The sequence below is a fragment of the Xylophilus sp. GOD-11R genome, from assembly GCF_033546935.1.
Lineage (GTDB): Bacteria > Pseudomonadota > Gammaproteobacteria > Burkholderiales > Burkholderiaceae_C > Xylophilus.
In genome coordinates, this window is record NZ_CP137854.1 from 3675055 (window position 1) to 3695430 (window position 20376).

Consider the following 20376-nt stretch of genomic DNA (forward strand, 5'->3'; position numbering starts at 1 on the left):
AACCTAGAGGCCCCCGGTTGCCCGAGTTGTCAGCCCAAGGCTTTTGACCGAGTCGGTTGCGAACGGTCTGCGCCACGACGCGGGCGGTTTCACGAGCCCCATCCGCCCACGAAAAAGCCGCCTGGGAGGCGGCTTTCATTCGGCTGTGCCGGGATTCGAACCCGGGTGGTCCGTCGCCCTGGCCCTCTCACGCGCCGCGGCGGACACTCTTGCGTGCTTCCCCTTCAACCACTCGGGCACACAGCGGCGCGGAGTCTAAACGCGCGAAGCTTCGGTTTTGTTACCAATTACGACGACCGCCCCGCAGCAGGCCGAGGGCCTGGATCCGGGCATCACCGCTGCTCGTCAGCGCGCCCAGAAACGCCTGCGCCGCCGCGACAGCGCCTGCGGCCGGTGGGTGATGATCGCCAACGCCGCCGTCGGTGGCCGCGCCGACCATGGCCGCGCCGACCCAAACGAAGGCTGGGGCGCCACCGTGTTCCTGCAGGTGATCGACCCGGCCGCCTTTGCCGGACTGCCGGGGTTCGAGCGCCCGGTCGGCAAGGTGGCGCGCCAGTGCCATGCCGCGCGGCCGATGGATGCCCGGCGGCCGGTACGGCTGCCCGGCGAGCGTGGCTACCCGCTGGCGGCCACGCACGCCGAGCGCGGGCTACGGCTGCACGAGGGCATCGTGCCGGCGATCCGCGAGTGGGCCGACAAACCGCTGGTGGCATTGCCCGTCGCCATGCAGCCGAGCCGCTCGGCCGGACCGTCGCCGGACCGTCGCCGGAGCGCGCTCGGGCGGCCTCGGGCCCGCTCTGACCGCGGCAGCGGTTCGCGATGGATGGGGTCTGCGCCGGCGCGTGGATATTCGGCCGTCATCACCAAATCTGAGTATGGCGCGAAAGAAAGTTTTGGATAAACTGATTAAAAGGGCGCGAGCCGATTAATGCATGCAGCACCGATGCATTATTCACCCGATTTGCTATCAACGAAGGAGGGTCGGATGGGATCGGAGGAGAAATGCAGTTACTGCGACGGCGAAGGCCGCCGATTGGAGTATGTCACCCGTACCTGTTCCAGCTGCGGTGGGTCGGGCAAGACGGGTTATGACGACAGCCCGTATGCCAGGTGTTATGCGTGCAACGCACGCGGCAGCGAAAGCGGCCATGAATATGTTCGCTGCGGATCCTGCAGCGGCACCGGCCGGCGCTGAAATCACCTTCTCTTATTCTCGCCACGCCCTCGCATAATCGACCAAAAGCGCTGATTCGATAATCGGGGCACCGTAGAAGAACATGGTTTTGCCGATCGCCCCTTCACCACCACCACCGGCATCCGAGCCCCGCCTGCCCGGAAACTCGCCGACGACGATCGCCATCGTCGCGCTGCCGCTGGGACTTTTGCTCAATCAGACCGCCGGCGGATTCGACCACCTGTCGAATGCCCTGATGGCGCTGCTCGGCTGGCAGGTCGAGCCCTCGCTGCTGCAGCGTCATTCGGTGCGGCTTGCCGCCCACCTGCTGGTGCCGGCACTGCTCATCTTCGGCGTGCTGGCGGCGACACCGGTCGGCCGCTGGCTGGTGGCCAACCGGCTCGCGCTGGCCTGCCTGCTGTTCGCCGATGCCCTGATCGCCGCCGTGGCGGTGCGGGGCCTCGTGCGGGCGGCCCTGAACGACGCCCCGTTCATGACCGGCCCGCTGGCCGCCATCACCGGATCGCTGGCCGTGGCGTCGATGACGATCGGCCTGGCGAGCCTGGTCCTCACCACCCTCTGGTACCGCCTCGTCGCGGGCCGGCCGCGCGCGGTGCGGCTGTGCCGGGCCATATTCCAGAAGCGCCGCTGAGCCGGACGCCGACCGGGTGGTGGCTTTCGACGATTCGACGGCCGTGCGTTTCCAGCGCGCCGCGGTGCAATGGCGCGACGCCGACCGCGCCCCCTCACTGCTCGCGAGCGGTCGTCGCCTGATCGCCTTGCGCGCATGGCTCGCCAGTGCCGGCGCCCGTTCGGCCATCATCGGCGAGTCCCTGCGGGAATACCGGCTCGCCAGCGAAGCGGCGCAGGAAGCGGGCTGGCTCGATGCCTGGTTCTCCGAGCCGGAGTATTGCGTGCGCTGCGGAGAGCGATACCGCTTCGAAAACATCGCGCTCTGCACCGCCTGCAGCCGGTGCTTCTGCCACTCCTGCGCCGGCCGGCAGGCGAAAGCCGCCAATGGGAACCCGTCCTGCGATTGCGGCGTCGGCGAACTGGTGGGCTGAGACGGCCACCAACACGACCGTATTCGCCACGCTCGCTCAATCACCGATCGATTCGATCGCCAACGATGGACGCGGTCTTTTCGGCCAGGCGCGACGCCAGTCGTGCGAACGGTCCCAACCGCCCTATGCCGCATGCGTGACCGTATGTCAAAAGACATGCGTGGCCTGTGTAACCTTCCGCGCGGCAGCAAGCTGCCACCACCGTGCTGCCGCTTCATTCACGACGTGCAAGCACCGCACCGCCTGACCACCGTTTTCGCAGCAGTCGCCCACGCAACATGGCCATTGACGAGAAGCCGCCCATCCGGGGCTCGCACGCACCCGAAGTATCCGAACAAGGCTCCCTGGCCAGCTCCATCCAGGAACACCGGGACGACATCTTCTTCGCCGCAATCGAAACCACCCGCATGCCCATGCTGGTGACCGACCCTCGCCAGGCGGACAACCCCATCGTCTTCAGCAACCGTGCCTTCGCCTCCATGACCGGCTACACGGCAGAAGAGGTCATCGGCACCAACTGCCGGTTCCTGCAAGGCCCCGACACCGATCGTGCCAAGGTGGCCGCCATCCGCGAGGCCATCGCCAACCGGAGGGAGATCACGGTCGAGATCCTGAACTACCGCAAGGACGGCTCCAGCTTCTGGAATGCGCTCTACATCTCGCCGGTCTACAACCGCAACAAGGAGCTCGTCTTCTTCTTCGCTTCGCAGCTGGACGTCAGCCGGCGCCGGGACGCCGAAGAAAGCCTCGCCCAGGCCCAGAAGATGGAAGCGCTCGGCCAACTCACCGGCGGCATCTCGCACGACTTCAACAACCTGCTCCAGGTGATGTCGGGACATGTGGACCTGCTCATGGCCAGTGCCGATCGCGGACAGGCGACACCCGAGCGCGTGAAGCGCATCGGCAGCAACATGCGAAGCGCCGTTTCCAAGGCCGCCACCCTCACGCAGCAACTGTTGGCCTTCTCCCGCAAGCAGCGTCTGGAAGGCCGGGTCGTCAATCTCAACGCGGTCATCCGCAGCCTCTCGGATCTGGTGGAGCGGACCTTCGGCGGCACCGTCGAGCTGAACACGGTCTTCGCTTCCGGCCTCGACAACTGCCGGCTCGACACGGTGCAGCTCGAGCTCGCCATCCTGAACGTCCTGGTCAACGCACGCGACGCCATGCCCGACGGTGGCCGCATCACCCTCAAGACCGGCAACCAGCGCGTGGAAACCGAAGACCACCGCCACTTCCCCGACCTGGCGCCCGGCGACTACGTATGCATCTCCATCACCGACACGGGCTCGGGAATCCCGCCTGAAATCGTGAGCCGGGTCATGGACCCCTTCTTCACCACCAAGGAAGAAGGCAAGGGCACGGGACTGGGTCTGTCCATGGTCTACGGCTTCACCAAACAGTCCGGTGGCGCGACCCACCTCTACAGTGAAGTCGGCATCGGCACCACGGTTCGGCTGTACTTCCCCGCCACCAAGGACGTGCTGCACGCAGACAAGCAGGTGGTGCCGCGGGATCCCGACCTGGGCGGCGACGAGACCATCCTGGTGGTAGACGACCGGCACGAAGTGGCCGAACTGTCGCGCGACATGCTCGAAGGCCTCGGCTACCGGGTGTACGTGGCCAACGGCGGCAAGGAAGCGCTGGAACTCGTCGACGGCCCCGCGCTGGACCAGGCGCCCGACCTGCTGTTCTCCGACATCATCATGCCCGGCGGCATGAACGGTTTCGTGCTGGCGCGCGAGCTCCAGGCGAGGCTGCCGGGCATCAAGGTGATCCTGACGACGGGTTATGCGTCGACGGGCGACACCGGCGAGCGGGAGCAGAGCCACGAGTTCGAAATCCTCAAGAAGCCCTACCGCCTGTCCGAACTGGCGCGCAAGGTGCGGCGCGTGCTCGACCTGCAAAGCGCATCGACCTAGCCCCGGCGGACGACCGGTCGGGTCAGCGGCCGATACCCGCGGCCGGGTTTGGCACCGAATGCGCACACCGGCACACTGGTGCCTGCTTCCGTTCCCGAATCGAGTTGCCATGCCATCATTTCCTGCCGGCTATCGCGCGCTGGTGATCGGAGGCTCCGGCGCCATCGGCGCCGCCCTGGTCGCCGAGCTGCGCGCAGACCCGAAATGCCGCCAGGTGCTGGCGCTGGGACGCGGCAGCACACCGTCCATCGATTTCGCCGATGCGGCCAGCATCGGCCGAGCCGCTGAAGCGGTACGCGCTGACGGCCCCTGGCATCTGGTCATCGTGGCGACCGGCATGTTGCAGGGCCCGACGGGCGGCCCCGAAAAGCGTCTCGGCGATATCGACGCGCAACACATGGCGGCCAGTTTTGCGGTCAATACCATCGGGCCCACCCTGGCGCTGGCGCACTTCGCTCCCCAACTCGTGCGCGGGGAGCGCAGCGTGTTGGCCGTGCTGTCGGCCAAGGTGGGCAGCATCGGCGACAACCGCCTGGGCGGCTGGTACAGCTACCGGGCGTCCAAGGCGGCGCTGAACATGGTGGTGAAGACAGCGGCCATCGAGACGAGACGCACCCATCCCCACTGCGTAATGGCAGCCCTGCACCCGGGGACCGTCGATTCGGCCCTGTCCGCGCCGTTCCGGGGCGCACAGATCGGCCGGCCCGCCAGCGTGGCGGCCCGAGAGCTGTTGACGCTGCTCGATAGCCTGCAGCCGGAATACAGCGGTGGTTTCTGGGCCTACGACGGCCAGTGTCTGCCCTGGTGAGTTCGGACGGTCGACAGGTCGCCCCTGCGCGGCCGGACGTCCACCCCGAAGCAGGATCCGTCGTTCGTGGTCGGCAGCTGGCCGTCCCGGCTGCCGACGATACCGACAGCCTCTTCGGCATTCGACTGACGTCGCATCTGCCGAGATGGTTCACAGAGTTGGATGCACCCGTGCCCGCACTTATTCACCCATCTCTGAGGAATACATGTCTCGTGATCAATACAGCTTCCAGAATCCCGTCGAGCAGTACGGTCGTGTGGAACCACCCGTGCAACACCAGCCGGTGCCCGGCGTTCAGGCGCGGATGACGCCAGTGCCCGATCTGGGCGAGAAGACCTATCGCGGCAGCGGGCGCCTCGCCGGGCGCAAGGCCTTGATCACCGGCGGCGACTCCGGAATCGGCGGTGCGGTCGCCATCGCGTTCGCCCGCGAGGGCGCCGACGTCGTGATCGTGCACCTGCCTGCCGAGCAGGAGGACGCCGCTCACATCCTGGGGCACATAGAGCAGGCTGGCACCAAGGGGCACGCGATCGCCGTCGACATCACCGACGCCGGTCGCTGCCGTGCGCTCGTCACCGAAGCGGTCGGCTTTCTCGGCGGGCTCGACATCCTCGTCAACAACGCCGGCAAGCAGGTGGCCGTCGCGCACATTGCGGATTTGTCCGACGAGCAATTCGAGTTGACGTTCCGCACGAACGTGTTCGCGAATTTCTGGATCACCAAGGCCGCGCTGGCCCACATGTCGGCGGGCGCCAGCATCATCAACACCGCGTCGCTGGAGGCCTACAAGCCATCACCGGAACGTCTGGATTACGCGGCCACCAAGGCAGCCATCAATAATTTTTCGAAGGGCCTCGCGCAGCAGGTTGCTTCACGCGGTATTCGGGTGAACGTGGTCGCGCCCGGGCCGGTGTGGACGGCGCTGCAGGTCTCGGGCGGTGTGTCCGACGAGCAGATGAAGGCATTCGACGATGAGAGTACCTACCAGCGTTCCGGTCAGCCCGCCGAACTCGCGCCCGCCTACGTGTTCCTGGCCTCCGCAGAATCGAGCTATGTCTCGGGCGAGACCTTGAACGTGAACGGTGGGATGGTCACGCCGTGACCAATGGAATGTGCTCGGTCCACTTTTTCCACGGACGAGCTGCATGGCAGAGATCGCCGGTCGCGCGGCAACATGGTCGCCACGCCGGCTTCTCCATCAAACGTCGCGTACCTTCACCACACTGATCTGCCCGTCCGTCTCCAGATTCATGAGCTTGACCTGGTCCAGCCGCTCCAGGCCTTCTTCGCGGAGCTTCGCCATCACATCCTCCTCGGTGATGTATTCGCGGCGCAGGGCGCGCCTCTGCAATCGACCGTGCCGAACCAGGCAGATGCGGCTGCCCGACACGAACCGCTCCACCGCAGGCACGCGGTACCCCAGCCAGTCCAGGCCGAAGTTCCACGCGACGAGCGTCCCGATGAGGACCATGCCGTCCAAGGTCGAGGTGCCGTCCCCGATCATGGCGTTCTGCGCGGCATCGCCCAGGATGACGACGAAGAGGAAGTCGGAGACGCCCACGTCGCCCATGTCCCTGCGCAGGACGAAGCGGAAGATCAACAGCAGGAACCAGAACATCACGGTTCCGCGCAGCATCAACTCCCACGGCGAAAGCGTGAAGGTCAGCATGCCTTCCAGGTCGAGAGCGGGAAGATTCATGATTGCGCTCCTTGCAGCGTCGTGGGTTTCACCGGATGCGAAAAGTCCGACCGCCAACGGCCCCGATCCCGGCAGCTCACCATGTCCACGATCAGCATCGTTGAGCGCCGCGCGTCATGCGCCGTGCCCGACGAGGCTGCCGCGGCCTTCTGCCTTCCTGGCGGAGCGGCCCGTACGCGCTGATTCATGCAGTGCCTCCATGACAACCTGCGTTTGCTCATCCCTTGCCCGGGCCGGTCGCCTCTAGAGCCGGCGATCCTGCCCGCCATGTACCGTGTCGCTGCCATCCGGCGACGTTTGCGCCTTTTCGCCCAGCACCGCGTTGACCTCAGCGCCGTAAATGAGCGTGGTGGCGCTGACGTAGAGGAACACCAGCGTGGCCGTGACACCCGCGAAGCTGCCATACACCAGCGCCAGCTTGCCGGCAGAGCCCAGGGTGTAGGAGAGCGTGGCGGCGGCGGCCACCCAGAGCAACGCGCCCACGATGGCGCCCGGCACCACCGTGCGCAGTCGCTGGGGGGCGTCGGGCAGCCAGGCATACATCAGCGCGTACAACACCACCAGCACCGCGAAGGCCGTGCCGTAGCGCACCGTGTCACGCATCCAGGCGGTCTCATGGCCGATGCCCAGGTGGGCCTGCAGCCACTGCCACACATAGGGCATGACGATGACCGAACTGAAGGTGGCCACCACACCCAGCCCGACGACGATGGTGAACAGCGTGACCTTGATGCGCGCCTTCCAGAACGGCAGCCCGCGCTGGATGCCATAGGAGCGGTTGAGCGCGGTGCGCACCGCCTGCATGCCCGAGGACGCCGTCCACAGCGTGATGAGAACGCCGATGGTGACCAGCGCCTGGTTGCGTTGCGCCAGCACCTGGCGGATGACGGGTTCCAGGGCCTCGCGCACCAGCGCCGGCGCGTAATCGACAACTCGCTTGGCCAGTGCGGCGGCGTCGCCCGGTTCGCCGATGTAGGCCGCGGTGGCCGACAGCAGCAACAGCAGTGGAAACATCGCCAGCACCGACGAGAAGGCCAGGCTGCCGGCCTGGTTGGCGCTTTGATGCAGCACGTAGTTGCGAATGGCCCGCAGCAGCACCCGCAGGCCGGGCACTGCCATCACCGAATCGCTGACGCGGGTCCAGCATTGCCGCAGCAGGTGCATGCCGTGCCTCATGCCATCCACTCCGGCAGGAACTGCACCAGCGCAGCGCCCGCCACGCCTTGCGCCGTCACGTAGTGCCAGAAGAGCACGATGTTGTCGAGCGTGGCGCGCGCGCGCGGCTGCAGCAGGCCGGTCCACGACCGCGCCAGCACATAGGGCGCCATCACAGCCAGCACCAGTACGTGAAAGGCCTGCCACCCCAGCAGCGCGGCCACCGTAGCGCTCCAGGCGTCTGCCTTGGGGGCCAGTCCGGCCTCCGCATGGGACCACACCATCAGCACCATGCCGCCCACGGCGCCGACCCATGCCAACGCCATCGCCGCCCGCAGACCGCCCTGCCCTGCCGGATGCCGCGCCAGCCTTCGCCGCGCCCAGCCCATGGCCGCCGACGCCATCAGCCACAGGCCCGCCGCCCCGGCGGGCGCCGCCAGCGCCGGCAGCGCGGCACCGGGCGGCGGACAGACCACCGCGGCCATCGACACATGCAGGTGGGCGAAGGCGATCGAGGCGAACACGCTCGCATCCACACACAGCAGAATGACCACCGCCCACCAGGAATGCGATTGCCGGCCGGTGCGCTGGGTGGGCAGCCACACGCCGTCGCCCACCTCGGCGCGGGCCTGGGGCGCAGCGCGGTCGGACTGCCATAACCAGCCCACGATGCAGCCAATGGCAAGGGCCCCGCACAGCAGGGCCGGAAGCACCATGGCCACGGTCAGCAGCAGGAAGAAGCCCGCGGTGCCGGCGGCGGCGATGAAAGGCAGCCAGCCATCGGTCGGCAGCAACAGGAGTTGCTGCGGCCGAGCGGCCCGCACGCTGGTCACCAGCGTCTCGCGGCCGCCGAACACGGTGCCGGGCAGCCAGTGGGCGCCGTCCTCGATCTCGCGGGCCAGCGTGGGCCGCTGCCAGAGCGGCTCGCGAGAATCGACCTGCGGAATGCTGCGCACGCCATAGTCGTCGCCCGCCACCCATTCCAGCGAGGGGGCCTGCCAGGGGTCGCGATGCGGGCCGCTCCGGCGCGCCAGCGTGCGCACCAGATCACCCAGGCACAGCGCCACCCCGGCCGCGAAGACGAATGCACCGACGGTGGAAAGCAGGTTGGGCAGCTCCCAGCCCAGCCCCGAGGCATAGGTGTACACCCGGCGCGGCATGCCCATCAGGCCGGCGATATGCATGGGAAAGAAGGCCAGGTTGAAGCCCGCGAACATCAGCCCGAAGCTCCAGCGGCCCAGGCGCTCGGACAGGCGCTGTCCGTTCACCAGCGGCGCCCAGTAGTACAGCCCGGCGAATACCGGGAACACCATGCCGCCGATGAGCACGTAGTGGAGGTGGGCCACGATGAAGTAGCTGTCGTGTACCTGCCAGTCGAAAGGCAGTACCGCCACCATGATGCCGGTGAGCCCGCCCAGCACGAAGATGGCGTGAAAGCCCACCAGGAACAGCGTCGGGGTGTTGCCCTGGACCTGGCCGCGCCAGAAGGTGCCGATCCACGCGAAGATCTGCACGGCGCTGGGCACGGCCACCGCGAAGCTCGCGGCCGACACCAGGAACATCGAGAAGCTGCCCAGCCCCGCGCTGAACATGTGGTGCACCCAGAGCGCGAAGCTCAGCAAGCCCACGCCGCACAACGCCGCCACCGCCCAGCGGTAGCCCACCAGCGGCGTGCGCGCCAGGGCGGGCACCATCATCGACACCATGCCTGCCGCCGGCAGGAAGATGATGTAGACCTCCGGGTGTCCGAAGAACCAGAACAGGTGCTGCCACAGCAGCGGATCGCCGCCCCGCGCGGGAATGAAGAACGGCCAGTCGGCCGCACGCTCCAGCTCCAGCAACAGCGTGCCGGCGATGATGGCCGGGAAGGCGAATACGATCATCAATGCCGTCACCAGCATGGCCCAGGCGAACACCGGCATGCGCCACAGGCTCATGCCCGGCGCGCGGGTGAAGAGCACGCCGATGATGAGTTCGATCGCACCGGCAATCGCCGAGATCTCGATGAAACCGATGCCCAGCAGCCACCAGTCGGCGCCCACCCCGGGCGAATGCTCCTTGCCGGTGAGCGGCGGGTACATGAACCAGCCGCCGTCGGGCGATGCGCCGAAGAAGATGGTGCAGAAGAAGACGATGCCGCCGATGGCGTAGGCCCAGAAGGCATAGGCCGACAGGCGGGGGAACGGCAGGTCGCGCGCGCCCAGCATGCCCGGCAGCAGATACACCGCCAGCGCCTCCACCACCGGCACCGCGAAGAGGAACATCATCACCGTGCCATGCATGGTGAAGACCTGGTTGTAGGTGCCCGCCGAGAGCAGTTCGGCCTCCGGCACTGCGAGCTGCGCCCGCATCATCAGCCCCAGTACACCGGCCAGAAGAAAGAAGAGCAGCGCGGTGGCGATGTAGAACAGCCCGACATGCGTGTTGTTGACCGCCGCCAGCCGGCGCCACCCGGCCGGCGGCGGCGCCCAGGCTCTCTCCAGCGCCTCGCGTTCGCCCGGAGGTCGCGGCAGGCGGCTGATGGGTCGCCGGGGCGTCGTGTCGTCGGTGCCGCTTTTTTTGTTCATCGCAGGGAACCCAGCCACGCGGCCAGTGCATCGAGTTCGGTCGTTGGCAAACGCTCGTAGGCCGGCATGCGGGCACCGGGTTTCATGGCCTGTACATGGGCCAGCCAGCGCGCCATGGAAGCAGCGTCGTTGGGCAGCGTGCCGGCCGCCAGGTGCAGGCGGCTGCCCACATGGGTCAGGTCCGGCCCCAGCCGTGCGCCCTCGGCCACGCCCCGCACCGTGTGGCAGGCCGCGCATTTCTGCGCCTGAAAGACCTGCAGTCCAGCCTGCAGCCGCTCGGTGGCGGGTGACATCGCAGGCTTGGCCTGCGCTGCCAGCCACGCGTCGAAATCGGCCTGCGGCTGTGCCACCGCATGCAGGGCCATGCGGGCATGGGCCTCACCACAGAATTCGGCGCACTGTCCGCGGAACACCCCCGGCCGCGACGCCTGCAGCAACAGATGATTGGTACGGCCGGGCACCATGTCCATCTTGCCGCCCAGCTCGGGAATCCAGAGGCTGTGGATCACCTCGCGGCTCGACAGCCCCAAGTAGACGGGGCGGCCGACCGGCAGCCGGAGTTCGTTGGCGGTAACGACGTCCGCGCCGGTGGCGGGATCGCGGTAGCGGATCTCCCACCACCACATGCGCCCGGTGATCGACACCACCATCGCGCCCGGCGGCGGCGCCTGGCCCCAGGGCGGCGCGCGTTCCATGCCGTAGACGAACAGTGCGGTCAGCACCACGGCCGGCAGCACCAGCCCGCCGCCGGCCAGCCACCACATCGGCCGGATGCGGCCGGCACGCCGACGCAAGGCCATCCCCAGCAACACCATGGTGCCGGTGAACAATGCGGCGGCGCACAGCATCAGCACCCAGGAAACTTCGGCGATCGCTGCGGCAGCAGGGCCGGCGGGCGACAGTACGAGGGTGCCGGCGTTCGGTAGGGACATGGCGTGATCGGCGAGCGCTCTCAGCGCAAGGTGTCCAGCCAGGCCGCCATGTCGCGGGCGTCCTGCAGCGGCACGCCCATGTCGGGCATGGTGGTGCCGGGCACCAGGGCCGAGGGCTGCTGCAGCCACGCCACCAGCCAGTCCGCACGATTCGGAATGCGGCCGGCGATGTAGCTGCGCGCCCCGAAATCCTGCAGGCTCGGACCGGTCCCGCCACGCGCCGCGGCGATGCCCGGAATCACATGGCAGGCGCCGCATTGGTATTGCGCCACGAGGCGGGCGCCGCGCGCGGCATTGCCGATGGAGGGGGTCCGGTCGGTCTCCGCCGGAACCGGCGCCTTGCCACCAGCCGACACCATCGAGACGGACAACAGGCAGCCCACCAACGCCGCACCCATGAGCAAACGGCGGCGGGAGGGGCGTTGATGGGACATGCGGCCATTGTGGAATCCGGGCGATGGCCAGACCGAACCAAATGCAACGAGATCGGCCGAAACTCATCGACAGAATCGCTCCATGCCTCCACGCCGAACCATCGTCGCGACCGTATTGGCCACCCTGGCCGCCCTGGGCTTCATGGCGACGCTGGCGGCCTTCGCCGTGGTGCAAGGCGGGCTCTACGACGTGAGTGCGCTGCGGCAACACTGGAAGCCGGCGTATGCCGTGCTCGAACGCGCCATGGAGCAATCGGTGCGCCGCCATGCACGCCAAGTGCAGGTGCCACCGCTGGACGACCGCACCTTGGCCTTGCGCGGCGCCGCCTGCTTCCGCGACAAATGCGTGCAGTGCCACGGGGCGCCGGGCGTGGCCCAGTCCGATATTGGCCAGAGCATGCAACCGCTGCCGGGACCGCTGATAGACGCAGCCCGGCGTTGGGAGCCGCGCGAACTCTATTGGGTCACCCGCGAGGGCATCCGCATGAGTGGCATGCCGGCGTGGGAGATGCACCTGAGCGAGGAGGAGATCTGGTCCGTGGTCGCATTTCTCCAGCAGTTGCCTCATCTGAGTGTGCAGGACTACCGGCAGGCCATCCGGCGCGCAGACGCGGTGCAACAGGCCGGTTTCCTATCCGCTTGCGGAACAGAGCGTCGTGTCGGCCCCGCCACCCGCGGCGGCGATGTGGAGCAGGGCCGAAAACTGCTGTATCAAAAGGCCTGCAACGCCTGCCATGTGATTCCCGGCATCACAGGTTCAGAAACGCATGTCGGGCCCCCACTGGGCGACTTCGGCCGGCGCGACACCGTCGCCGGCGTGCTGCCCAACACGTCCGAGAACCTGGCGCGCTGGCTACGCGAACCCGACGCCGTCAAACCCGGCACGGCCATGCCCGCCATGGGACTCAGTGCTCAGGACGCCCTGGATATCGCGGCCTACCTCGCGGCGTTGCGTTGAGTCGGCGCTGGTGTTCATCGCGGACGTGGGCCTGCTGCTTGCATGCCATGCTCGCCGCGCCACGACCAAGCGCTCGGTGTCAGCACGCGTCGTGTCGAGTTCGGCAATCTTGGTGGAAGCGGTATGTGTAGGACCTTTGTCCAAAGACGTCCTTGAAAATACGAAATGTTTATTTTTTCAATTACTGGTAGAAAATTTGGTCCGTTATGCCGTCGGGGGTGTTGCGGGCCTTCACTTGCGTGTAAGCGCGGGACATCGAGGGTGGGTCTTGCGGATCAAGATCGGCGAGACCAGGCACGACATTGGCTTTGGGGGGCTTATCCAGGAATCGGGCTTGCGGAAGCACGCGAGAAAGCCCGCGAAACGCATAAGTCGGCCAAAGCGGCAGCTGACCCCCTTCCCGTTCACAAACAACAACGCAGCGCCATCAATGCCCAACAAGCGATTGATAAGACTTTTGATAGTTGCGTTGAGGAATTCATCGAGGCAAAGCATGGATTCCGCTCGACTTTCAGGAACTGGGCGGGCAACCGCACGCATTACCCGCGAGACCTCGCGGAAGCTGCTCTGGCTCACACGTTCAGCAACAAGACTGAGGAAGCGAACCGACGTGGAGACGCGCTAGAAAAGCGACGAGCAATGATGGGGGACTGGTCGAAATTCATTTTGGGCTGACGCGTCGACAAACATTGAATTCCGTCGCCACTGAACGGGGTCCCGACAGAAGGTTTTTAGCTTTTTTACTTTGTTTTTTTGTCAGGATGGCTCCTCGCCCGTTAAGTCACGCCGGACCTCCTCCATGCTGCTACGCCTTAAAGTACATCGTGCGGTCTGCATCCATGCCGAAAATGGCTGCCCTGATTCAGGGTACCGAGCGTGCATCAATCGCATTGAGAATGTTGCGCTCGAAACATCGACAAAAGCCAGCTAAAAGCCATCCCGGGTAAAGCCTTCGCGGTCGCGATGCTTCACCCAAAATGGGCGTCATCTTCAGCAGCTTCCAATTCCCTCACCGGGCATCTCTATGAATCGTGACTCGTTCAGCGAACTTCTGGCTTTCATCGCTGTGGCGCGGGAGTGTAGTTTCACCAAAGCCGCCGCCAAGATGGGTGTTTCGCAGTCCGCGCTGAGCCATAGCATCCGGTCCCTCGAATCCCGGATGGGAGTTCGTCTATTAACCCGCACCACTCGAAGCGTTTTGCCGACCGAGGCGGGAGAGCGCTTGCTCGAGACGGTTGCTCCACGATTCGATGAAATTGACGCTGAAGTAATGGCCGTAACCGAGATGGGAACCAAGATTAAGGGCACCATTCGTATTACCGCCATCGACTACGCGGTCGACAGCCTGCTCTGGCCGCGCCTGGCGCCGCTGCTTCAGACCTATGCCGAACTGCAGGTTGAGATCAGCACCGACTACCGCATGGTCGACATCGTGGCCGACCGCTTCGACATTGGCGTGCGCTGGGGCGACCAGGTGGCTAAAGACATGATCGCGGTGCGCCTGGCGCCCGACCTGAAACAGACCATCGTCGCCGCGCCGGGCTACCTGGCCGCGCACGGCGTACCGTTAACGCCGCAGGACCTGGCGCAGCACAGCTGCATCGGCCTGCGCTTGGCCAGCAGCGGCGGCCTTTACGCCTGGGAGCTCGAAAAGGAAGGTCGCGAGATGCAGGTGCGCATCTCCGGGCAAACGGTTTTCAATGGCGCCTATCAGATGCTCAATGCTGCCCTCTCGGGCTGCGGCCTGGCGTTCTTGCCAGAAGACCTCACCCTGCCCTATCTGCAGGCGGGCCGGCTCCAATCAGTGCTGGCCGATTGGTGCCCGGTCTTTCCCGGTCTACACGCCTACTACCCAAGCCGGCGGCAGTCGTCGCGTGCGCTCGGGCTGGTGATCGACGCTATTCGCTGGCGCGCCTGAGGCGCGCCAGCGAATCACTTACCAGGCGACGAAGCCGCCGTCCACCGGCAGCGCCACGCCCAGCACCATGCTGGCAGCCGGGCTGCACAGCCACAGTACGGCAGCAGCCACCTCTTCGGGGCGTCCCATGCGGCCGATCGGCTGCAGCTTCAGAAACTCCTTCATCGCAGCCGGATCGATCTCGTCGCCCATCGGCGTGTCGATGCAGCCGGGGCAGACCACATTGACGCGGATGCCCTTGGCCGCTACGTCGAGCGCGGCGGCCTTGCTCAGGCCGATTACGCCGTGCTTGCTGGCGTGGTAGGCAGCGCGGCCCGCCAAGCCAACCAGGCCACCGAGCGAAGAGCAGTTGACGATGGCGCCACGGCCCTGCTTCTTCATCTGCAACAGCTCGTGCTTCATGAAAGTCCAGACGCCGCGCAGGTTCACCGCCTGCACCGCGTCGTAGCCCTCGGCGGTTTCCTCGGTCATCTCGCACATCGGGCCCAGGATGCCGGCGTTGTTGTAAGCCATGTCGAGCCGGCCGAACTCGGCCACGGTGCGATCCACGGCGGCCTTGGCCTGCGCTTCGTCAGAAACGTCGCAGGCGATGCCGATGACACGGCGGCCTTCCTCGCGCAGTGCGGCGGCGGCGGCCTCGATCTTTTCGGCGTGGCGATCGACGATCACCACCGCAGCGCCCGAGCGGGCAAAACCCTGGGCGGTTGCCAGGCCCATGCCGCCGGCAGCGCCGGTCACCAGGGCCACCTGGCCGCTGAAGTCATATGTCGGATTCATGTTGGAGTCTTTCTGCTGGGAATCAGCCCTTTGATGAGGGCGTTGAAAAAAGGGGGGCGATCGGGGTCTCAAGTCCGCAGCAAGACCTTGATGGCACGGCGTTCGTCCATCGCGCGATAGGCCTCGTGGGCCCGGTTCAAGGGCAGCGTCAAATCGAAGACGCGGCCGGGGTCGATCTTTTCGCTGCACACCAGCTCGATCAGATGCGGCAGGTAGCGTCGCACCGGCGCCGGGCCGCCGTGCAGATGTACGTGCTCGGAAAATAGCTTGGCGACGTCGAGCTGAATGCCGTGCGGTACGCCGACGAAGCCCACGTGACCACCGCGACGTGCGCAATCGATCGCCTGGAGCATCGATTCCTGCGTGCCGACGCACTCGAGCACGGAGTCGGCGCCGATGCCGCGCGTCAGTTCCTGGATGCGGGCCACGCCTTCGGTGCCGCGCTCGACCACGATGTCGGTCGCACCGAACTCGCGGGCCAGCGCCTGGCGGTCGGCATGTCGGCTCATGGCGATGATCCGGCCGGCGCCCATCTGCCGCGCCGACATCACGCCGAGCAGACCGACCGCGCCGTCGCCCACCACGACCGCCGTGCCGCCCGGCCTGACCTGCGCGGCCAGCGCGGCGAACCAGCCCGTTCCCAGCACATCGGAGGTGGCCAACAGACCTGGAATCATCTCCGGGCGCGGCATGCCCCGCACCGGCACCAGCGTGCCCTGCGCCAGCGGCACACGCAGCAGCGGCGCTTGCGCGCCACCGACGAATTCGGCGTTCTGGCACGACGACGGATAACCGTAGGTGCACACCGGGCAGACGTTGTCGGAGGCGAAGAAGGAGCCCACCACGAACTGACCCGGCCGCAGGGCCAGCACCTCGCTGCCCACTTCCTCGATCACACCGCAGTATTCGTGCCCCATGGGCATCGGCTCGCCGATCGGCTGGATGCCTCGGTAGGGCCACAGATCGGAACCGCAGACGCAGGCCGCCGCCACTCGGATGATGGCGTCGGTGGGTTTTTCGATGCGCGGATCGGCGCGCTCTTCCACGCGCAGGTCGCGCGGGCCGTGCAGGACGGCTGCTTTCATGGGTGTTCTCCCGGATGTTCCGGCGCCGCCCTACTTCGGCAGGGCGAATGCCACGATGAAATCTCCCTTGACCTTGCTCACAGAGTTGCCGCCCGCACTGATCAGCACAAATTGGCGGCCGCTCTCAGGCGAGCGGTAGGTCATGGGCGTTGTTTCGGCGCCGACTGGCAGCCGGCCCTTCCAAAGCTCGCGGCCCGTGCGCACGTCCATGGCGCGCAGGTACGGGTCCTGGGTGCCGGCCATGAAGATCAGACCGCTCGCCGTGGTGACGGGTCCGCCACGCGTCGGCATGCCGATGGGAATCGGCAGGTGCGTGGGGATCTCCCACGGGCCGGTCGCCTCGGTGGTGCCCAGCGGCACCTGCCAGACCACCTCGCGGGTGGACAGGTCGATCGCAGTGAGCGTGCCGTAAGGCGGCTCCTGGCACGGAATGCCCAGCGGCGAGAGAAAACGCTGTTGCTCGATGCCCCAGGGCGTACCGTCCTGCGGCGCGCTTCCCTCGTGGCCGCCGTTCTCCAGTTGCCTGGCGTCGTACGCCTTGCGTGGAATCATTCGGTTGGTGATCGGCACGCGCGTGTCGTTGACGATCATGTAGCCGAGGTTCTCGGCGATGGAAGCCGAACCCCAATTCATGCCGCCCAGCCAGCTTGGGTACTGGATGGTGAGCCGCTCGCTCGGCGGGGTGAACTCGCCCTCGTAGCGCGCCTGTTTGAACTTGATACGGCAGATCAGCTGGTCGAACGGCGTCAGGCCCCACATGCGCTTTTCACTCAACGGCTCGGTACCGATGGAGGGCATGCCCACCGAATAAGGCTGGGTCGGCGGCGAGCGGTCGTCGGCCACACCGCCCTGCGGAACCGGGCGTTCTTCCACTGCGGCAATAGGCTTGCCGTCACGCCGGTCAAGCATGAAGATCTGGCCGCGCTTGGTCGTCTGGATCAGCGCGGGCGCCGTGCCGCCCTTGCCGTCCGGTACATCGTAGAGGGCCGGCTGCGAGGGCACGTCGTAGTCCCAGCGGTCGTGATGCACCGTCTGGAAGTGCCAGCGCTCTCGGCCGGTGGCGATGTCCAGCGCTACGATGGACGACGAATACTTGTCGTCGGCTTCACTGCGGTGACCGCCCCAGAAGTCGGGCGTGGCGTTGCCGGTGGGCAGGTAGACCAGGCCCAGCTTCTCGTCGAAAGCGGGAGTCGACCACACGTTGGGCGTGCCCCGGGTATAGGTCTGGCCTTCCGGCGGCACCGTGGTGATGTCGGGATTGCCCAGGTCCCAGGCCCAGACCAGCTTGCCGGTGAACACGTCGAATGCCCGTACCACGCCGGAGGGCTCGCCGACCCGCTGGTTGTCCCATACCAACCCGCCAACCAGCACCAGGTTGCGCATCACCGTGGGTGCGGCCGTTGGGAAGTAGAGCTCCTGGTTGGCGTCGCCCATGCCGATGCGCAGGCTCACGCTGCCCTGGTCGCCGAAGTCGGTGCAGGGTTCGCCGGTGAGTGCGTCGACTTCGACGATGCGCGCATCCACCGTGGTCGAGACGATGCGGCGGGTGCAGGCGGCAGCGGCCTGCGGCGTGCCGTCGGCCCGGGGTACCTCGGGCGCGGCGGAGGCATCGTGGTAGGCCACGCCCCGGCAGCGCGGGTAGACGTTGTTGGCCGCCGACCGGGTTTCGTGGCTCCACACTTCCTTGCCGGTTTCCGCATCCAGGGCGAACAGGCGGCTCGACTGGGTGCAGCCGTAGAGCATGCGGCCCACCTGCAGCGGCACCACCACGTGGCCCTGCATGCCCTTGGGCACTTCGCCGGTGCGGTAAGTCCAGGCCACTTGCAGGCCGGCTACGTTCTGCGGCGTCAGTTGGTCGAGCGGCGCGAATCGTGTCCCCGAAGGTGTGCTGCCCCAGTAGCGCCACTCACCCACACGCGATGGCGCCACGGCAGTGCCGGCCAGGGGCGCGGGCGCGTTCTGTGCCGACCGGATCGGCATGGGCTGCAGCGACACGTACAGCGTTGCCAACAGCGCGACGAAGGTCGCCGCCGCCGCGCCCCAGGCGCCGCGGCGCATGGCGGGCGAGCTGACGTCATTGGCAGCAGGCCTGGCGGCAGGCATCAACACCAGTACCGGCAAGGCGACCACCGACAGCGCCAGCAGGCGCGAGAACAGCGGCCAGAACGCCAGGCCTGCATCCCGGATGGCCCAGACGATGCTGGCCAACAGCACCGCCAAATAAAGCCAACTGCCCGTGCGGCGGCGCAGCAGGTGGAGCACGCCAGACACGACCAGCCCCGCGCCGGCCACGGCGAAATAAGGTGAGCCGCCAAGCTTCACCAGCCAGGAGCCGCCCGCCATCAGGAACAGGCCCATGCAGAGGATCAGCAGGCCCAGCACGACCCAGGCAATGCGCAGGCCGATCGGCAGCTTGGGCGGGCGGTTGGCGATGGGAGGCGCGTGGTTCATGGAGAGTCGGTCCTCGAAGGAATAAAAAGCACGGATGGAATCAAACGGACCGGTCGCTCAGCGCGCCACCAGATCGGCGCGTGGGGCGCGATCGCCGGCACTGCCGCGCACAGCGGCGAGGCCGGCAAAGTGGGCCGGGCGGCATTCATCGCGCGGCAGCGAGCGGGCGTCGAGGCGGGCATCGACCTCAGGCGCTGCGGCCGGCCTTCATGTCGATGACGAACCGGTAGCGCACATCCTTGCCCAGCACCCGCTCATAGGCGCGGTCGATCTGGTCTGGCGTGATCAGTTCGATATCGGCCTTGATGTTGCGGGCCAAGCAGTAGTCGATGACCTGCTGGGTTTCGGCGATGCCCCCGATCATGGAACCCGCCAGGCTCTTGCGGCCGAAGCCCATCAGCATGCCGTCGACACCCTGCAGTTGCGTGAGCGCGCCCACATTGACCAGGGTGGCGTCGAGCTTGAGCATGTCCATGAACGGCTGCATCGCATAAGCCGTGGGCACCGTGGAGATGAGCAGGTCGAAATGTCCGGCCAGCCGTTTCATGGCTGCTGTGTCGCTCGACAGCACCGCGGCCCTGGCGCCCAGGCGACGTGCGTCGTCGAGCTTGCCCGGCGAGGTGGTGAAGACCGTCACCTCGGCCTCGCGCGCGGCGGCCAGCTTCACGGCCATGTGACCGAGCCCGCCGAGGCCGATCACGCCCACGCGCTGACCCGCTTCAAGCTTCCAGTGCTGCATCGGAGAAAAGGTGGTGACGCCCGCGCACAGCAGTGGCGCGGTGGCGGCCAGGTCGGCGCCGGCGGGAATGCGGATGACGAACTTCTCCGTGACCACCACCGCGTCGGAATAACCGCCGAAGGTGTAGGCGCCAACACCGCGCGGCGCATCGGGCGAGTCGTAGGTGAAGGTAGTACCGACCAGGCAGTTCTGCTCGCGGTCGGCGCGGCAGTTTTCGCAGGTGCCGCAGGAGTCGACCATGCAGCCCACGCCGCCGATGTCACCCACTTTGATCTTGGTGACCTGGCTGCCCACGGCCCGCACGCGGCCGACGATCTCGTGGCCCGGCACTACCGGATAGTGGGCCGGCCCCCAATCGCTGCGCACCGTGTGGATGTCCGAATGGCAGATGCTGGCGTAGAGGATGTCGAGGAGCACGTCGTTCGGGCCGACCGCGCGGCGGTCGATCTCGATCTGCCGGAAGCCACTATGGGCACTCAGCGCAGCAAAAGCCCTGACACGGCGCGCGCCGAGGTACGTGCCCCGCCCGGTGGCCGCGGCATCGGCCGTTGACGCCGCTTGGGCCGGTGCCGACATGCCCGTAACCAGTGGGGCCGCAAGCAGGCTCGCGCCGCCCAGGATCAGCTCGCGCCGGCTGGCGTCGGGGGTTTCGTTGCTGGGGGCGACATCGCCGCATCGGATGCACATCGTTCGGTT

18 protein-coding genes are annotated in these 20376 nt (G+C 66.8%); 9 read left to right on the plus strand and 9 right to left on the minus strand.

Features of this window, described 5'->3' with window-relative positions; genetic code table 11:
• The first annotated feature begins 277 nt into the window (after positions 1 to 277).
• The 6 genes from R9X41_RS17040 (at position 278) to R9X41_RS17065 (ending at position 6067) form a co-directional block, all read left to right on the plus strand.
• Positions 278 to 901, plus strand: a complete 624-nt coding sequence (locus R9X41_RS17040) for a hypothetical protein (RefSeq protein WP_318631633.1) — start codon at positions 278 to 280, stop codon at positions 899 to 901.
• 376 nt (positions 902 to 1277) lie between these two features.
• Positions 1278 to 1826, plus strand: coding sequence for a hypothetical protein (locus tag R9X41_RS17045; protein ID WP_318631634.1), 549 nt, complete (start codon positions 1278 to 1280; stop codon positions 1824 to 1826).
• Positions 1827 to 1845: 19 nt separating this feature from the next.
• Positions 1846 to 2238 (plus strand): hypothetical protein, encoded by a 393-nt coding sequence (locus R9X41_RS17050; RefSeq protein WP_318631635.1) that lies wholly within the window; start codon positions 1846 to 1848, stop codon positions 2236 to 2238.
• 278 nt (positions 2239 to 2516) lie between these two features.
• Positions 2517 to 4157: a histidine kinase famiy protein gene (locus R9X41_RS17055; protein WP_318631636.1), complete on the plus strand. Its 1641-nt coding sequence runs from the start codon at positions 2517 to 2519 to the stop codon at positions 4155 to 4157.
• A gap of 109 nt (positions 4158 to 4266) precedes the next feature.
• Positions 4267 to 4965, plus strand: a complete 699-nt coding sequence (locus tag R9X41_RS17060; protein ID WP_318631637.1) for an SDR family NAD(P)-dependent oxidoreductase — start codon at positions 4267 to 4269, stop codon at positions 4963 to 4965.
• Positions 4966 to 5170: 205 nt separating this feature from the next.
• Positions 5171 to 6067, plus strand: coding sequence for an SDR family oxidoreductase (locus R9X41_RS17065; protein WP_318631638.1), 897 nt, complete (start codon positions 5171 to 5173; stop codon positions 6065 to 6067).
• Positions 6068 to 6163: 96 nt separating this feature from the next.
• On the opposite strand, the gene R9X41_RS17070 is transcribed toward R9X41_RS17065, so the two are convergent.
• The 5 genes from R9X41_RS17070 to R9X41_RS17090 all read right to left on the minus strand — a co-directional run bounded on the left by R9X41_RS17070 (position 6164) and on the right by R9X41_RS17090 (position 11752).
• The gene (locus R9X41_RS17070) at positions 6164 to 6664 is read right to left on the minus strand and encodes a DUF421 domain-containing protein (protein ID WP_318631639.1); all 501 of its coding nucleotides are present in this window, start codon (positions 6662 to 6664) and stop codon (positions 6164 to 6166) included.
• A gap of 243 nt (positions 6665 to 6907) precedes the next feature.
• A complete protein-coding gene (locus tag R9X41_RS17075) occupies positions 6908 to 7840 on the minus strand; it encodes a YihY/virulence factor BrkB family protein (RefSeq protein ID WP_318631640.1) in 933 nt (310 codons plus the stop codon).
• Positions 7837 to 10386, minus strand: coding sequence for a cbb3-type cytochrome c oxidase subunit I (locus R9X41_RS17080; RefSeq protein WP_318631641.1), 2550 nt, complete (start codon positions 10384 to 10386; stop codon positions 7837 to 7839). Before R9X41_RS17080 ends, R9X41_RS17075 begins: the two co-directional genes overlap by 4 nt.
• Positions 10383 to 11318, minus strand: a complete 936-nt coding sequence (locus tag R9X41_RS17085) for a cytochrome c oxidase subunit II (protein ID WP_318631642.1) — start codon at positions 11316 to 11318, stop codon at positions 10383 to 10385. Before R9X41_RS17085 ends, R9X41_RS17080 begins: the two co-directional genes overlap by 4 nt.
• 20 nt (positions 11319 to 11338) lie before the next feature.
• Complete coding sequence (locus tag R9X41_RS17090) at positions 11339 to 11752, minus strand: c-type cytochrome (RefSeq protein WP_318631643.1); 414 nt, start codon at positions 11750 to 11752, stop codon at positions 11339 to 11341.
• An 82-nt stretch (positions 11753 to 11834) separates the two neighbouring features.
• Between R9X41_RS17090 and R9X41_RS17095 the strand changes: the two genes are divergently transcribed.
• The 3 genes from R9X41_RS17095 (at position 11835) to R9X41_RS17105 (ending at position 14628) form a co-directional block, all read left to right on the plus strand.
• A complete protein-coding gene (locus R9X41_RS17095) occupies positions 11835 to 12710 on the plus strand; it encodes a c-type cytochrome (RefSeq protein ID WP_318631644.1) in 876 nt (291 codons plus the stop codon).
• A gap of 261 nt (positions 12711 to 12971) precedes the next feature.
• A complete protein-coding gene (locus tag R9X41_RS17100; RefSeq protein ID WP_318631645.1) occupies positions 12972 to 13385 on the plus strand; it encodes a hypothetical protein in 414 nt (137 codons plus the stop codon).
• 349 nt (positions 13386 to 13734) lie between these two features.
• A complete protein-coding gene (locus R9X41_RS17105) occupies positions 13735 to 14628 on the plus strand; it encodes a LysR family transcriptional regulator (RefSeq protein ID WP_318631646.1) in 894 nt (297 codons plus the stop codon).
• An 18-nt stretch (positions 14629 to 14646) separates the two neighbouring features.
• Here the strand turns inward: R9X41_RS17105 and R9X41_RS17110 are convergent, their stop codons facing one another.
• The 4 genes from R9X41_RS17110 to R9X41_RS17125 all read right to left on the minus strand — a co-directional run bounded on the left by R9X41_RS17110 (position 14647) and on the right by R9X41_RS17125 (position 20367).
• A complete protein-coding gene (locus R9X41_RS17110; RefSeq protein ID WP_318631647.1) occupies positions 14647 to 15405 on the minus strand; it encodes an SDR family NAD(P)-dependent oxidoreductase in 759 nt (252 codons plus the stop codon).
• A gap of 68 nt (positions 15406 to 15473) precedes the next feature.
• Positions 15474 to 16490, minus strand: coding sequence for a zinc-dependent alcohol dehydrogenase family protein (locus tag R9X41_RS17115; RefSeq protein ID WP_318631648.1), 1017 nt, complete (start codon positions 16488 to 16490; stop codon positions 15474 to 15476).
• A gap of 30 nt (positions 16491 to 16520) precedes the next feature.
• The gene (locus tag R9X41_RS17120) at positions 16521 to 18941 is read right to left on the minus strand and encodes a membrane-bound PQQ-dependent dehydrogenase, glucose/quinate/shikimate family (RefSeq protein WP_318631649.1); all 2421 of its coding nucleotides are present in this window, start codon (positions 18939 to 18941) and stop codon (positions 16521 to 16523) included.
• A 187-nt stretch (positions 18942 to 19128) separates the two neighbouring features.
• The gene (locus R9X41_RS17125) at positions 19129 to 20367 is read right to left on the minus strand and encodes an NAD(P)-dependent alcohol dehydrogenase (protein WP_318631650.1); all 1239 of its coding nucleotides are present in this window, start codon (positions 20365 to 20367) and stop codon (positions 19129 to 19131) included.
• Positions 20368 to 20376: the final 9 nt, after the last annotated feature.